At 72.6% G+C, this 12,813-nt stretch carries 14 protein-coding genes; 6 read left to right on the forward strand and 8 right to left on the reverse strand.

The genetic code is table 11. The features are described from left to right. Positions 1-939, reverse strand: a complete 939-nt coding sequence (locus tag ACIRPT_RS22525) for an ABC transporter ATP-binding protein (protein WP_403829708.1) — start codon at positions 937-939, stop codon at positions 1-3. Positions 940-1,205: 266 nt separating this feature from the next. Here ACIRPT_RS22525 and ACIRPT_RS22530 point away from each other — a divergent pair, with 266 nt between their 5' ends. Beyond that, positions 1,206-1,673 carry a DUF6344 domain-containing protein gene (locus tag ACIRPT_RS22530; RefSeq protein WP_403829710.1) on the forward strand — a complete coding sequence of 156 codons (468 nt, stop codon included), beginning with the start codon at positions 1,206-1,208 and terminating at the stop codon, positions 1,671-1,673. A gap of 495 nt (positions 1,674-2,168) precedes the next feature. On the opposite strand, the gene ACIRPT_RS22535 is transcribed toward ACIRPT_RS22530, so the two are convergent. The 3 genes from ACIRPT_RS22535 to ACIRPT_RS22545 all read right to left on the reverse strand — a co-directional run bounded on the left by ACIRPT_RS22535 (position 2,169) and on the right by ACIRPT_RS22545 (position 3,556). Then, complete coding sequence (locus ACIRPT_RS22535; protein ID WP_403829713.1) at positions 2,169-2,858, reverse strand: DUF1707 domain-containing protein; 690 nt, start codon at positions 2,856-2,858, stop codon at positions 2,169-2,171. Further along, entirely contained in the window at positions 2,855-3,034 is a 180-nt protein-coding gene (locus ACIRPT_RS22540; protein WP_403829715.1) for a DUF5708 family protein, read from the reverse strand. Before ACIRPT_RS22540 ends, ACIRPT_RS22535 begins: the two co-directional genes overlap by 4 nt. A 240-nt stretch (positions 3,035-3,274) precedes the next feature. After that, entirely contained in the window at positions 3,275-3,556 is a 282-nt protein-coding gene (locus ACIRPT_RS22545) for a hypothetical protein (RefSeq protein ID WP_403829718.1), read from the reverse strand. Between the two features lie 174 nt (positions 3,557-3,730). Here ACIRPT_RS22545 and ACIRPT_RS22550 point away from each other — a divergent pair, with 174 nt between their 5' ends. Continuing rightward, the gene (locus ACIRPT_RS22550) at positions 3,731-4,510 is read left to right on the forward strand and encodes an aminotransferase class IV (RefSeq protein WP_403829721.1); all 780 of its coding nucleotides are present in this window, start codon (positions 3,731-3,733) and stop codon (positions 4,508-4,510) included. Positions 4,511-4,542: 32 nt separating this feature from the next. On the opposite strand, the gene ACIRPT_RS22555 is transcribed toward ACIRPT_RS22550, so the two are convergent. Continuing rightward, positions 4,543-4,830 carry a hypothetical protein gene (locus ACIRPT_RS22555; RefSeq protein ID WP_403829724.1) on the reverse strand — a complete coding sequence of 96 codons (288 nt, stop codon included), beginning with the start codon at positions 4,828-4,830 and terminating at the stop codon, positions 4,543-4,545. Between the two features lie 146 nt (positions 4,831-4,976). On the opposite strand from ACIRPT_RS22555, the gene ACIRPT_RS22560 reads away from it, so the two are divergent. Together ACIRPT_RS22560 and ACIRPT_RS22565 are read left to right on the forward strand one after the other, a co-directional pair. Then, a complete protein-coding gene (locus ACIRPT_RS22560) occupies positions 4,977-6,110 on the forward strand; it encodes a site-2 protease family protein (protein WP_403829727.1) in 1,134 nt (377 codons plus the stop codon). A gap of 7 nt (positions 6,111-6,117) precedes the next feature. Beyond that, entirely contained in the window at positions 6,118-6,864 is a 747-nt protein-coding gene (locus ACIRPT_RS22565) for a PP2C family protein-serine/threonine phosphatase (RefSeq protein ID WP_403829729.1), read from the forward strand. Positions 6,865-6,961: 97 nt separating this feature from the next. Here ACIRPT_RS22565 and ACIRPT_RS22570 read toward each other — a convergent pair whose 3' ends face one another. Further along, positions 6,962-7,855 carry a D-alanyl-D-alanine carboxypeptidase family protein gene (locus ACIRPT_RS22570; RefSeq protein ID WP_403500196.1) on the reverse strand — a complete coding sequence of 298 codons (894 nt, stop codon included), beginning with the start codon at positions 7,853-7,855 and terminating at the stop codon, positions 6,962-6,964. Between the two features lie 281 nt (positions 7,856-8,136). On the opposite strand from ACIRPT_RS22570, the gene ACIRPT_RS22575 reads away from it, so the two are divergent. Beyond that, positions 8,137-9,633, forward strand: a complete 1,497-nt coding sequence (locus ACIRPT_RS22575) for a protein kinase (RefSeq protein ID WP_403829732.1) — start codon at positions 8,137-8,139, stop codon at positions 9,631-9,633. A 28-nt stretch (positions 9,634-9,661) separates the two neighbouring features. Next, a complete protein-coding gene (locus ACIRPT_RS22580) occupies positions 9,662-10,801 on the forward strand; it encodes a CapA family protein (protein WP_403829735.1) in 1,140 nt (379 codons plus the stop codon). Here the strand turns inward: ACIRPT_RS22580 and ACIRPT_RS22585 are convergent. Both ACIRPT_RS22585 and ACIRPT_RS22590 read right to left on the reverse strand, forming a co-directional pair. Next, the gene (locus ACIRPT_RS22585; RefSeq protein WP_403829738.1) at positions 10,798-11,670 is read right to left on the reverse strand and encodes an HpcH/HpaI aldolase/citrate lyase family protein; all 873 of its coding nucleotides are present in this window, start codon (positions 11,668-11,670) and stop codon (positions 10,798-10,800) included. The two genes, ACIRPT_RS22580 and ACIRPT_RS22585, sit on opposite strands and share 4 nt — an antisense overlap. Before the next feature lie 5 nt (positions 11,671-11,675). Further along, positions 11,676-12,749, reverse strand: a complete 1,074-nt coding sequence (locus ACIRPT_RS22590; protein WP_403829740.1) for an HpcH/HpaI aldolase/citrate lyase family protein — start codon at positions 12,747-12,749, stop codon at positions 11,676-11,678. Positions 12,750-12,813: the final 64 nt, after the last annotated feature.

Below are 12,813 nucleotides of genomic sequence, written 5' to 3' on the forward strand. Positions count from 1 at the left end.
TCAGGCTCCCTGGGCGGTCAGATCGGTCAGATCGAGGAACGCGTCATCGAGCGTGGCGTCGCTGACGCGCAGCTGATGGGCGGTGATGCGGTGCCGGGCGAGCAGCGAGATCACCGCGTCGACGGTCGCGTCCGTACCGCGGATCACCAGCCGCCCGCCGCCGCCCGGGGCGCCCCGGCGGCCGGCCGCCGGCTCCACGGCCCCCAGGCCGGGCAGCGCCGCCAGTTCGGCCCCGTCCAGCGGCGCCGACGGGGTGAAGGAGATGACGACGGACTGCGCGGACCGGCCGATCAGGCCCGCCGGGGTGTCCAGGGCGGCGATCCGGCCCCCGTCGATCACCGCGAGCCGGTCGCAGAGCCGCTGCGCCTCCTCCATGAAGTGGGTGACCAGCAGCACCGTCACCCCCGAGGCGCGCACTTCCTCGATCAGCTGCCAGGTGTCGCGGCGGGCCCGCGGGTCGAGCCCCGTGGTCAGCTCGTCGAGGACCACCACCCGCGGATTGCCGATCAGCGCGAGCCCGATGAACAGCCGCTGCTTCTGGCCGCCGGAGAGCTTCCCGAAGCGGGCGGAGAGCCGGTCGGTGAGCCCGAGCCGGTCGGCGAGCGCCCGCCAGTCGGCCGGGTGCGGATAGCAGGCGGCGTACAGTTCGAGCGCCTCACGCACGGTCAGCTTGGCCTGGAGCTCGCTCTCCTGGAGCTGGCTGCCCAGGATCCGGGTGACCCGGTCGTGGTCGGCGACGGGGTCGAGCCCGCCCACCCGGACGGTCCCGCCGTCCGGGACCCGTAGCCCCTCGATGCATTCGACGGTGGTGGTCTTGCCCGCGCCGTTCGGCCCGAGGACGCCGAAGATCTCCCCCTCCTCGACCTCGAACGAGACATCGTCGACCACGGTCCGGCCCCCGTAGACCTTGCGCAGCCCTTGGACTTCGATGATTGCCATACACCGAGGATCCGCGCCCCGCATCCCCCGCCACATCGCCCATCGCGCTCGGAAGGGCATCAACCGATCGGCTGACCGGGGCCTACGACCCGTCAGCACGGGGGCCGGATACGCCATCCGGATGGTGTTCATCGGAAGAACGCCGACTCGGGGGCGTCGGTCCTCCGATCCTCGCATTGCGTACTCATCATAAGAAAACGCAACAGATCCAGCGGATGTGCACCATCCGCACTCTCCCGCTGAGATCCCGACGAAAGTGAGGGGCCATGGCTGCGACCAAGGTCATGAAGTTCTGGGCGGTATGCCTTGCCGTACTCGGCAAGCTGCTCGCATCCCTGGGCGTCTCCGCCCACGCCTCGGCGGCCCGCCGGGAGGCCACGCTGGGCGCTCCCGCCCCGAGCACCGCGGCGCCGACCATCGCCCGGCCGCGCACCGAGCCCTCGCTGCCACCCGCGCCCTCCACGCCCGCCACGCCCTCCGCGCAGCTCTACGGCCAGCTCGGCCATGCGCAGCGCAGGTTCGTCTGCGCCCAGCTCCCGCCGACCATCAAGCAGCGGATCCGCGCCGAGGCCCACGGAGCCTCCCCCACCTCCCGCAGCCGCCTGGCCACCGCCGCCGAGCCCCTGCCCACCGCCCCCGCCAGGGCCGCGCGGCACTCCGGCGCCGCGCGCGAGGTCGCGGCCGCCATTCCGGCGCCCCGCCGCCGCGCACACTCCTCCGCCTGCGCGGCCTGACCCTGCCCCAGAACCTGACTCGACTCAGGCTCAGGCTCAGACTCGAACTCTGAATTCCTGCCCCGACCCGGCAAGACCGCCCGTGTGGCGGGACGGCGCGTGCGGACTCCGCGCCAGGGACGCCGGGCCCGAGAGGCGGACCGGGAATGACCGTGATCGCGGAGATGGGGCGATCACGGAGCGATGACGTGGAGCCGTCGGCGTTCGCGGGCCCAGGCGTAGCCGTACGCCGGGTGTGGCCGGTGCGAGGGTGCCGGGCTCCGTCGGCCGAAGCCGTCCAGTGATGGGCGGCTCTTTTGCTGTGTGCGCGGGGCCGTGGACGGCGGCCCGGCGGTGCACGGCACCCACACCGGGCACCGCCGGACCTTCTTGCGTGCCAGGGCCGCGCCGGCTCGGAGGGAGCCGGGCGATGCGGCCGGGGCACGTCTTCTTCGTACGGAGAGACGGCACGTCAGGGGGACGCGCCGGGAATGAGTCCCTCCGTACGGTGCGGAATCAGGGCTTGTCGGTCCGCGCGCCGGCTCCGGCGTGGCCGCGGCGCTCATCGAGCCACTTCTGCCAGGGCGCGCGGCGGTCGCTGCTGGGGTGGGCGAGGACGATGTCGCCGAAGAGGGCGAAGCCGGTGACGCGGATGAGCGGGGCGGCGGCGTCCGGTGCCGAGTGCGCGCGGGTCAGATCGCGGACGGCGCCGAAGAGGTTGCCGCATTTGACCTCGACCCGTACGCCTTCGGGGAGCAGCAGATGCACATCGCCCAGGATCGCGTTCGCCACGAGGGACAGTTCGCCGCTCGCCGGTGCCGGTGAGGCGCACAGGTCGAGGGTCACATCGCCCAGGATGGCGGTCGCCTCCAGGCGGTCCTCCAGGCCGGGATGGTGGTGGGTGAGATCGCCGAACACGGCCCGGAAGGCGCGCCGTCCGGACGGGCCGCCGGCCCGGGAGGCGGCCGCCTCGGTGGGCAGCCCCTCTCCGACGCTCACCAACTCCTCGCGGAACCGCGCCAGATAGGCCGCCTCGCAGCGCTCGGCCAGCTCCTCCAGGGTCAGCCGGCCTTCCGCGGCGGCCTCCCTGAGCCGTTCGACCATGTCCTCGCGCTCGGCGTCCGAGGCGAGCACCGGAGCCGGGGAGGACGCGGTCGGCGGCGGCGTCAACTCCTTGTGCGGATACGGCCGTCGGGGCTCTGTCATGACCGCTGCTTCCCCGCTTTCCTGCCCATCCCCACCAGCGCGAACAAGGCCTCCGCGGCACCCACGAGCGCCAGGACCAGCCCCGCCTTGTGCAGCGAGACGACCGGCGTTTCCACTTCCTTCGTGGTCAGCCAGAGGATCACGCCCACGATCGCCAGGACAATGCCGATCGCCATACCCTTCATCAGGTCCCTCGTCCCTTGTGGTGTGTGGTGGTGCCGGAGCCGGTGATAGGGACCAGCGTCCCGCCCGGGCGAGGAATGCGGATCATCCGCAGGTAGGCAATGTCCGGCCGCCGCCTGCCACTTTCTATGTACGGCGGCGCGGTGGCCCGTGCGGTCGCCGGGGCACAAAGAGCGAGGCAGCCGGCCCGGGAGCCGGCTGCCTGAGGGGCGGCGCGTCGTGCGCGGGGATGGTCAGCCGACGCCGACCGGGCTGACCCAGCTGCCCGGGTGGGTGGCGCCCCGCTGGTCCAGGACGGCGCCGCCGAAGGGCCTGTGCATGTCCGGGCGGTCGCCGGCGGTCCGGCCCGGGGCGGAAGCGTACTTGCCGGTCGCCGTCCCGCCGGTCGCGGTGGACGGCGCGCCCGCCGCGTCGGCCTCGGTGTCCTGGTAGGCGGTGAGCGCGATCGCGGCGGCGGCGATCAGCGTGGCGGCGGCTGCCTTGCGTCCGCGGTGGAGCGTGGTGCCGTGCGACATGAGGTCCCCTGGTGGGTCGGGTGGTGCGGGTGGCCGGTCCGGTGCTCGTCCCGTCGGCACGAGACTGTCCGCGGCCGTTGGTGATCGGCTAACACGTCGCTAACGGGGCCCGAGGGGCCCGGGACGCCGCCCCGCGCCCCGTCCCGCCCGCCGCCTCGCTGACACACTCGCCCCATGGCGCTCTTGAACGGACACCCCGCGGACCCCGACGCCCTGCGCACCCTCGCGCTCACCAATTACGGCCACTTCACCACCATGCGGGTGGACGGCCGGCGGGTGCGGGGGCTGTCCCGGCACCTGGAGCGGCTGGTGCGCGACTGCCGGACGGTCTTCGGCGCGGAGCTCGATCCGGCGACGGTGCGCGGGTACGTCAGCGAGGCCGTGGGCGACCGGACCGGGGCGTGCGTCGTACGGGTCACCGTCCTCGATCCCGGGCTGGACATCGGGCGCCCGGCCGCCGCGGACGATCCTCATGTGCTCGTCGGCGTCCGTCCGGCGGCTCCGCTTCCGCTGCCGCCGTTGCGGGTGGCGACCGTGCGCCATCAGCGGGAGGTGGCGTCGGTGAAGCACACCGGGCTGTTCGGGTCCCTGTACCAGCGGCGGGCGGCGCAGCGGGCCGGATCCGACGATGCGCTGTTCGTGGGGCCGGACGGGCTGGTTTCCGAGGGGCCCACCTGGAACGTGGGGTTCGTGGCGGCGGACGGCGGGGTGGTGTGGCCCCGGGCCGATGTCCTGCCGGGTGTGACCATGGGCCTGCTGCGGGACGCGCACGGACACCTCGTCGCGCCGGTGGCCATCGACCAACTGCCTTCCATGCAGGCGGCGTTCGCGACCAACACCGCCATCGGCGTACGGGCGATCGGCGCCGTCGACGACATCCGCCTGGACGCGGCGCACCCCGTACTCGTGACGCTACGGGAGCGCTATGAGGCGGTGCGCGGGGAGCGGCTGTAGGGCCCGCGGGCCGTCGTCCGTACGGTCACAGGTCACAGCACCAGCCGCTCCGGCATCGGCTGTTCCACCCCGTCCAGCTCCAGCGTGCACCGGGGTGTGGTCGGCACCAGGTGCGGCTCCCGCACCAGGACCCGGAACGGGTGGGCGGGCTCACCGGGCAGCTCGCCGTTCAGCACGTTCATCCCCCGCCCGTGGATCTTGCGGTATGCGATCACCTTGCCGTTGACCAGCACTTCTATCTCGCCTTCCCGGCTGGGCCCGACGTTCACGGTGATCGAGTTGCCCTCTTGGTCCACATGGAAGTGGTGGCTCCGGCTCATGGCGCACCTCCGGCGTCCTCGCGCGTACGTACAAGGGTAAATCCGACATTTAGCATAAAAGGTCCCCCCTGCTCCCCGTGCACCCATATCTCCCGGGCGACCCGAGAGTGACAATTGTGGTGAACGGGGCGTGCTGGGAGACGGCGATGAACGGTTCGGTCCGGCTCGGACGAGTGGTCGGGGTACCGCTGCGGATGCACTGGAGCGTGCCCCTGCTGGCGGCCCTGTTCGCCTACGGGCTCGGCCGCCAGACCCTCCCCGTATGGATCCCCGGGCGCCCGCCCCTGGTCTACGCCCTCGCCGGCGTCGCGGGCGCCGGCCTGCTCATGGGCAGCCTGGTCCTGCACGAGACGGCACACGCCGCCACGGCCCGGCGCAAGGAGATCTCGGTCCAGGACGTGACGCTGTGGGCGCTGGGCGGTATGACGCGCATGGGGCGCCCCAAGACCGCCGCGGCGGCCTTCCTGGTCGCGGTCAGCGGCCCGGTCACCAGCCTGGTCATCGGCGGCGCGGCGCTCGGCGCGGGCTTCGGGCTGCACGCGCTGGCGGGCTGGGCCGCCGTCCCCGGCGTCGTCCTGCTCTGGCTCGGCTGGGCCAACCTCTTCCTCGGCGTCTTCAACCTCCTGCCCGCCGTACCGCTCGACGGGGGACGGGTGATGCAGGCGCTGCTGTGGTGGCGCACGGGAGACCGGGAGCGCGCCGATCTGGCCGCTTCCCGGGGTGGCCAGATCACCGGTGTGCTGCTGGCGGGCGCCGGCTGGGTCATCCTGCTGCGCGGGGCGCCGATCGGTCTCTGGCTCGTCTTCATCGGCCTCTTCATCATGGTCGTGGCCGGGTCGGAACGGCGGCACGCCGCCCTCCACAGCGCGCTGCGCGGTCTGCGGGTGTCCGACGCCATGACCGCCCCCGTGTCCACCGGCGCCGACTGGCTCACCGCCCAGAACTTCATCGACGAGGTCGCCGTCCACTCCCGCCACTCCGTGGTGCCGCTGCTCGACTTCGAGGGGCGCCCCAGCGGCGTCGTACAGATCCGCAGGCTGGCGGCGGTCCCGGCGGCCAGCCGCGAGTCCCTGCGGGTCAGGGAGCTGGCCATCCCCCTCTCCCAGTGCGCGGTCGCCGCCCCGGACGATCCCCTGACCGAGGCCCTCGACCGGATCAGCCTGCGGACCGGGATGCGGCTGCTGGTCGTCGACGCGGGGCATCTGGTGGGCATCGTCACCGGCAAGGACGTCTCCCGGATGATGCAGCGGCACTCGCTCGGCGGCCGGGCGCAGGGGTGATGCGGCGATGCGGTACGTGACGGTCACGGCCCTCAGTCACACGGGGCTGATCCGCGACCACAACGAGGACAGCCTGGTGGCCGGCCCCTGGACGCTGTGCGGCACGGTCACCGAGAACCCCCAGACCCTGGTCTTCCCGCTCGGCCATCCCCTCGTCGTCGCGGTCGCCGACGGCATCGGCGGCCAGCCCGGCGGCGAGGTGGCCAGCGAACTGACCGTCCGTCAACTGTCCACCGTCGGCCCGTCCCTGAACTCCGAGGAAGCGCTGCGCGAGGCCCTGAACGTCTGCAACCGCGCGGTGTACGCCGCCGCCGGCCGTGACCCCGGCCTCGCCACCATGGGCACCACCGTCGCCGGCGTGGTCGTCCTCCCCGACTCCCTGCTCGCCTTCAACGTCGGCGACAGCAAGGTCTTCACCGCCACCCCCGACGGCCTCCGCCAGCTGAGCACCGACGACAGCCCGCCGCTCTCCCCGGGCCGCCGCACCACCTCCCTCATCACCCAGTCCCTGGGCGGCGGCCTGCGCTACACCCCCGTCGTCCCGCACCTCGTCACCCTCCCCCTCTCCCTCGCCGACCGCTACCTGACCTGCACCGACGGCCTGACCGACCCGGTGCCGGAGGACGCCGTCGACGGGCTGCTGCAACTCCACTCCCACGACAACAGCAAGGCGGCGTTCGAGCTGTGGAAGGCCGCGATCGAGGCGGGCGGCCCGGACAACATCACGCTGGCGCTGATTGAGGTCGGGGAGTGACCGCCCGCGGCTCCGGCCGTCCCCGCCGCACGGCAAAGGGGCCCGCCCGCGGCCATCGGCCGCGCGCAGGCCCCTCGCCTGTTCCGTCCGCTACGGGTTACTTCTTGAACCCGTAGTCCATCAGCTTCTTCGCGGACGTCGTGCGGGCGGCCACCGAGGAGTCGGCGAGGACCGTGCCGATGACGGTCTTGCCGCTGCGGGTGGCGGCGAAGACCAGGCAGTACTTGGCCTCGGGGCCGGAGCCGGTCTTGACGCCGATGGCGCCGGAGTAGCTGCCGAGCAGGGTGTTGGTGTTGGTCCACTCCATGTAGCGGTAGCCACCGCTCTTGGTCGTGACCTTCTGCTTCGTCGACTTCGTCTTCACGACCGAACGGAACGTGGAGTACTTCATCGCGCTGCTGGCGAGCTTGGTCAGGTCGCGCGGCGTCGAGTAGTTCGCGCCCTTGCCGATGCCGTCGAACGAGTCGAAGTGCGTGTTCGTCAGGCCGAGGCTCTTGGCGGTGGAGTTCATCTTGCCGATGAACGACTTCACCCGCGCGTCCCGGGTGGTGCCGCTGCCGAACTTGTCGGCCAGCGCGTACGCCGCGTCGCAGCCGGACGGGAGCATCAGCCCGTACAGCAGCTGACGGACGGTGACCTTGTCGCCGACGATCAGCTTGGCCGACGAGGCCCAGTCGTTGTCGACGATGTAGTCGCTGTACGCCTTCTGGACCGTGACCTTGGCGTCCAGGTCGAGGTTCTTCTGCGCCAGCACCACCCGGGCCGTCATGATCTTGGTGGTGGAGCCGGTGGAACGACGGGTGTCCGCGGCCTTCGTGTAAAGGCTCTTGCCGGTGCCGTTGTTCATCACGTAACCGCCCGCGGCGGTGATCGTGGGAGCCGCCGGTGCGGCGGCCTGCGCCGGAGCGACGAACGCCCCGGCCGTGAGGACTGCGCCGGCGGTGACGGCCACGGCGGTCGCGCGACGAATGCCCTTAATGCCGATTTTCAAATGAATACTCCAAATACGCCTGCGGGGCGGTCACATGCACAGCGGTCACATGAGAATGCCGCTTGCTGATGAGACGCTTGGGACGAGGCGATGGATGCGCGCCCCCGAGAGGATTTTTCGGATCCCGCTCCCGTGTGCGCCCGTCCCGGGAACACAGCCAGACCCAACCGGACACAACCGGACACAGCCAGGGCCCGTCCGGGGAAACCGTCCCAAGGAACCCCACCCCCTTCCAGCACGTCTTCCGGCGTGTTGGCAGTAACGGTCCGTGGAGGAATCCGGTGGAGCACAGGATGTTGGGGGAGCGCTACGAGCTGGTGGAGCAGCTCGGGCACGGCGGTATGGGTACGGTCCACCGGGCGGTCGACCACCGGCTGCGCCGTACCGTCGCCGTGAAGACCCTCTCCGCCGAACTGGCGCAGCAGCCGGAGTTCCGCACCCGCTTCCGGCGCGAGGCGCACGCCGCCGCCGCGCTCAATCACCCCGGTGTGGCCACGGTGCACGACGTGGGCGAGGACGACGCCGGCGGTGGCATCGAGCCGTACCTGGTGATGGAGTACGTCGAGGGCAGGACCCTCAGCCGCGTGCTGCACGACGGCGCGCTGCCCGTGGCGCAGGCGGCCGACATCGCCGGCCAGGTGCTCGACGCCCTGGAACACAGCCACCGGCACGCCATAGTCCACCGCGACATCAAGCCCGCGAACGTCATGCTCACCGCCGCGGGCGCCGTCAAGGTCGTCGACTTCGGCATCGCCAAGGCGCTCAGCGAGGTGGCCACCCGGCTGACCGGCACGGGCGTGGCGGTCGGCACGCCCGCCTATCTGGCCCCGGAGCAGATCAACGGCCATGAGACCGATCACCGCACCGACCTGTACGCCGTGGGCTGCCTGCTCTACGAGCTCCTGACGGGGCGTCCCCCGTACACCGGCGACTCACCCTTCTCCGTCATGCACCAGCACCTGGCCGCGGAACCCGTGCCGCCCTCCCACCTCCGCCCGGAGCTGCCGCCCGCCCTGGACGCGGTGATCGTCACGGCGCTGCACAAGGACCGGGAGGACCGCTTCGCGGACGCCGGTGCGATGAAGGCGGCGGTCGGTGCGGCCTCCCGGGGCGGGGCGGCGCTCCCGCTGCGGACCCCGACCACCGTGGATGCCGCGGCCGGCGCGCCCGACGCCGCCGCGCCCGCGGCCGTCCCCACCGCGGAAGCCGCCGCACCGGAGGCCGCCGCCCCGGCGCCGGTGGCCCCCGCCCCGCGGCCCGCCCGCCGGAGAAGACCGCTGCGCGTGGTGTTCCACCCCACCGCCGAGGGCGCGGTCGCGTTGCTCGGCTGCGTCCTGTCCGTGGCGATATCCCGTACGGACATGATCGAGGTCGGCCAGTTCCACCGCGTCGCCCTGCTCGCCGCCGCGGCCGGGGCGGTGTTCCTGCTGTGGTCCGCGCGGCTCGCCTGCGCGGTGGCCTGGGGCCCCGTGGCGGAGGCCGTCGCGGCGTGGTCCCAGCTCTCCCGCGGCTATGTCGGCTGGGAGACCCATTACGTCATCATCGCCCTGGTCCTGGCCATCGTCGCCGCCCTCTGCCTCGCCGCCGGCTACCGCGACGAGCGGGCGGGCGGCTTCGCGCTGGTGGCGTTCTGGTTCACCGCCCTGACGGCCGTCTGGTTCTTCCTCGACGACCTGAACAAGATCGGCGTGTTCTATGTGCTGCTGCTGGGGGTGACGCTGGCCATCGGGGCCCACGCGCTGAAGGCCCGTACGGCGGCGGCCACCGGCCCCCGCTGACCCGTCGGACACGGCCTAGCCTGGAGGAATGGCCCCCGACGTGGTCACGCTGTTCCTCTGCGGCGATGTGATGCTCGGCCGCGGTGTGGACCAGATCCTGCCGCATGCCGGGGAGCCGGCGCTGCGGGAGGGGTTCGTCCGCGACGCCCGCGACTATGTGGTGCTGGCGGAGGAGGCGAACGGCCCCATTCCCCGGCCGGTCGATTTTTCCTACCCGTGGGGCGACGCCCCGGCGGTGCTCGCGCGGGCCGCGCCCGCCGCCCGGGTGATCAATCTGGAAACCAGCGTCACACGGAGCGACACCTTCGCCCCCGGCCAGGGAATCCACTACCGGATGCACCCCGCGAACCTGCCCTGTCTGGCCGCCGGCCGCCCCGATGTCTGCGTACTGGCCAACAACCACGTCCTGGACTTCGGCCGCCCCGGACTGGCCGAGACGCTCGGCAGCCTGGCGGGCGCGGGGCTGCGAGTGGCGGGGGCGGGCGAGGACGCCGCCGCGGCCTGGCGGCCGGCGATCGTGCCCGTCGGCGGCGGCCGCCGGGTGCTGGTCTTCTCCTTCGGGATGCCGTCCAGCGGGATCCCGCACCTGTGGGCCGCGACCGCGCGGCGCAGCGGGGTCGCCTTCCTGGCCGGGCCGTCGGACGCGGCCGCCGCCGAGGTCACCGGGCGGGTACGGGAGGCGAAGCGGCCGGGCGATGTGGCGGTGGCCTCGGTCCACTGGGGCTCCAACTGGGGCTACCCGGTCTCCCGCGAGCAGAGCGCCTTCGCCCATGCGCTCATCCACGGCGGCGTGGACCTCGTCCACGGGCACTCCTCGCACCACCCGCGCCCTCTGGAGCTCCACCGGGGAAAGCTCATCCTCCACGGCTGCGGCGACTTCATCGACGACTACGAGGGCATCACCGGCTTCGAGCGCTACCGCGACGATCTGCGCCCGCTCTACCTCGCCTCGCTGGAGCCGGACACCGGCCTGCTGCGCGATCTGCGGATCGCGCCGCTCCAGGCCCGGCGGATGCGGCTGCGGCGCGCCCCGCCCGAGGACACCCGGTGGCTGGGGGCGCTCCTGGACCGGATCGGCGACGGCTTCCGGCCGTGCGCCGTCGACGGGGCGGAGGGCACCCTCACCCTCCGCCCGGCCTCCGGTCCGCACGCCCCGGACGGGGCCTAGCGTCCCGCGATCGCCTCGGCGAGGGCGAGGATCCGGCGGGCGTCCTCGACGTGCAGGTTCTCGATCATCCGGCCGTCCACGGTGACGACGCCGCGCCCTTCGCGGGTGGCGAGGTCGAACGCCTCGATGACCCGGCGCGCGTGGGCGACCTGGGCGTCCGACGGAGCGAACACCTCGTTGCACGGCCCGACCTGCGAGGGATGGATCAGCGTCTTGCCGTCGAAGCCGAACTGCCGCCCCTGCAGGCACTCGGCCTCGAAGCCCGCCAGGTCCTTGACGTCGTTGTAGACCCCGTCCAGGATCGCCTTGCCGGACTCGCGGGCCGCCAGCAGCGCCAGCGACAACCCGGTCAGCAGCGGCGCCCGGCCCGGCACATGCTCGGCGTGCAGCTCCTTGGCCAGGTCGTTGGTGCCCATCACCAGCACGGTCAGCCGCTCGCTCGCGCCGGCCACCGCACGGGCGTCCAGCATCGCCCGCGGGGTCTCGACCATCGCCCAGATCGCCGTGCGGTCCGGGGCGCCGGCCGCCTCCAGCGCCCGCTCGACCTCCCGTACGGTCTCGGCGGATTCCACCTTGGGCACCACGACCGCGTCCGGGCCGGCCTCCGCGGCGGCCCGCAGATCGTCGGCGTGCCAGGCGGTGCCCGGCCCGTTGACGCGGATCGTCACCTCGCGGTGGCCGTACTCGCCCGAGGCCGCGGCGGCGGCGACGCGCTTGCGGGCGTCGGCCTTCGCGTCGGGGGCGACGGCGTCCTCCAGGTCGAGGATCAGCGCGTCGGCGGGCAGCGACTTGGCCTTCTCCAGGGCGCGTTCATTGGCGCCCGGCATGTAGAGGACGGAGCGGCGCGGCCGCAGGGTCGCGTCGGACATGGGACTTACTCCTTGTTCTGCCGGGCTTCGGCGGCTGCGTAGGCGTCGCGCAGTTCGGGGTCGCGGGCGGCGAGCGCGTCCGCGAGCCCGACGACCACCTGGCACTGCTTGTACGTGGCGTCGTCCTGCATCTTGCCGTCGATCATCACCGCGCCGGTGCCGTCGCCCATCGCCTCGATGACCCGGCGGGCCCAGGCGACATCGGCGGGGGCGGGCGAGAAGACCTTCTTGGCGATGCCGATCTGCACCGGGTGCAGGCTCCATGCGCCGACACAGCCCAGCAGGAAGGCGTTGCGGAACTGGTCCTCGCAGGCGGTGGTGTCCTTGATGTCGCCGAACGGCCCGTAGTACGGCAGGATCCCGTGCGCCGCGCAGGCGTCGACCATCCGCGCGATGGTGTAGTGCCACAGATCCTGCTGGAAGGTGGCCCGCGGCGCGTCCGCGCTCCCGGCGTGCGGGTCCTCGCGTACGAGGTATCCGGGGTGGCCGCCGCCGACCCGGGTCGTCTTCATCCGGCGGCTGGCCGCCAGGTCGGCGGGGCCGAGCGAGATGCCCTGCATCCGGGGGCTGGCCCCGGCGATCTCCTCCACATTGGCGACGCCGGAGGCGGTCTCCAGGATGGCGTGGACGAGGATCGGCCGCCGGACACCGGCCTTCGCCTCCAGCTGGGCGAGCAGCCGGTCGACGTAGTGGATGTCCTCGGCGCCCTCCACCTTTGGCACCATGATCACATCGAGCTGGTCACCGATCTCGGTGACCAGCGTCAGCAGATCGTCCAGCGCCCACGGCGAGTCCAGGCTGTTGATCCGCGTCCACAGCTGCGTCTCGCCGAAGTCCGTGGCTTTGGCGATCTCCACCAGGCCGGACCGGGCCGCTTCCTTGCGGTCGGCGGCGACCGCGTCCTCCAGATTGCCGAGCAGGACGTCGACGGTGGGGGCGATGGACGGTACCTTCGCCGCCATCTTCGCGTTGCCCGGGTCGAAGAAGTGGATCATCCGGGACGGCAGAAACGGCACTTCCCGCACGGGCGCCGGCGCACCGACGGCCAACGGGCGGAAGAAGTCCTTCGGAGAGCGCATGCAGTCTCCCTGGTCGGATCGAGGGGCGCGGGCCGCCGGAGGGCGCCCGCCGGCGGTCATCCGG

Origin of the sequence: Streptomyces sp. NPDC101227 (genome assembly GCF_044767545.1) — a bacterium.
Lineage (GTDB): Bacteria > Actinomycetota > Actinomycetes > Streptomycetales > Streptomycetaceae > Streptomyces.

Excerpts from the sequence above, each read along its gene's own strand:
- ACIRPT_RS22560 (WP_403829727.1), top strand. The coding sequence starts at position 4,977 with ATGAACGGTTCGGTCCGGCTCGGACGAGTGGTCGGGGTACCGCTGCGG.
- ACIRPT_RS22590 (WP_403829740.1), bottom strand. The coding sequence starts at position 12,749 with ATGCGCTCTCCGAAGGACTTCTTCCGCCCGTTGGCCGTCGGTGCGCCG.
- ACIRPT_RS22555 (WP_403829724.1), bottom strand. The coding sequence starts at position 4,830 with ATGAGCCGGAGCCACCACTTCCATGTGGACCAAGAGGGCAACTCGATC.
- ACIRPT_RS22585 (WP_403829738.1), bottom strand. The coding sequence starts at position 11,670 with ATGTCCGACGCGACCCTGCGGCCGCGCCGCTCCGTCCTCTACATGCCG.
- ACIRPT_RS22545 (WP_403829718.1), bottom strand. The coding sequence starts at position 3,556 with ATGTCGCACGGCACCACGCTCCACCGCGGACGCAAGGCAGCCGCCGCC.
- ACIRPT_RS22565 (WP_403829729.1), top strand. The coding sequence starts at position 6,118 with ATGCGGTACGTGACGGTCACGGCCCTCAGTCACACGGGGCTGATCCGC.
- ACIRPT_RS22580 (WP_403829735.1), top strand. The coding sequence starts at position 9,662 with ATGGCCCCCGACGTGGTCACGCTGTTCCTCTGCGGCGATGTGATGCTC.
- ACIRPT_RS22540 (WP_403829715.1), bottom strand. The coding sequence starts at position 3,034 with ATGGCGATCGGCATTGTCCTGGCGATCGTGGGCGTGATCCTCTGGCTG.
- ACIRPT_RS22550 (WP_403829721.1), top strand. The coding sequence starts at position 3,731 with ATGGCGCTCTTGAACGGACACCCCGCGGACCCCGACGCCCTGCGCACC.
- ACIRPT_RS22525 (WP_403829708.1), bottom strand. The coding sequence starts at position 939 with ATGGCAATCATCGAAGTCCAAGGGCTGCGCAAGGTCTACGGGGGCCGG.
- ACIRPT_RS22530 (WP_403829710.1), top strand. The coding sequence starts at position 1,206 with ATGGCTGCGACCAAGGTCATGAAGTTCTGGGCGGTATGCCTTGCCGTA.
- ACIRPT_RS22535 (WP_403829713.1), bottom strand. The coding sequence starts at position 2,858 with ATGACAGAGCCCCGACGGCCGTATCCGCACAAGGAGTTGACGCCGCCG.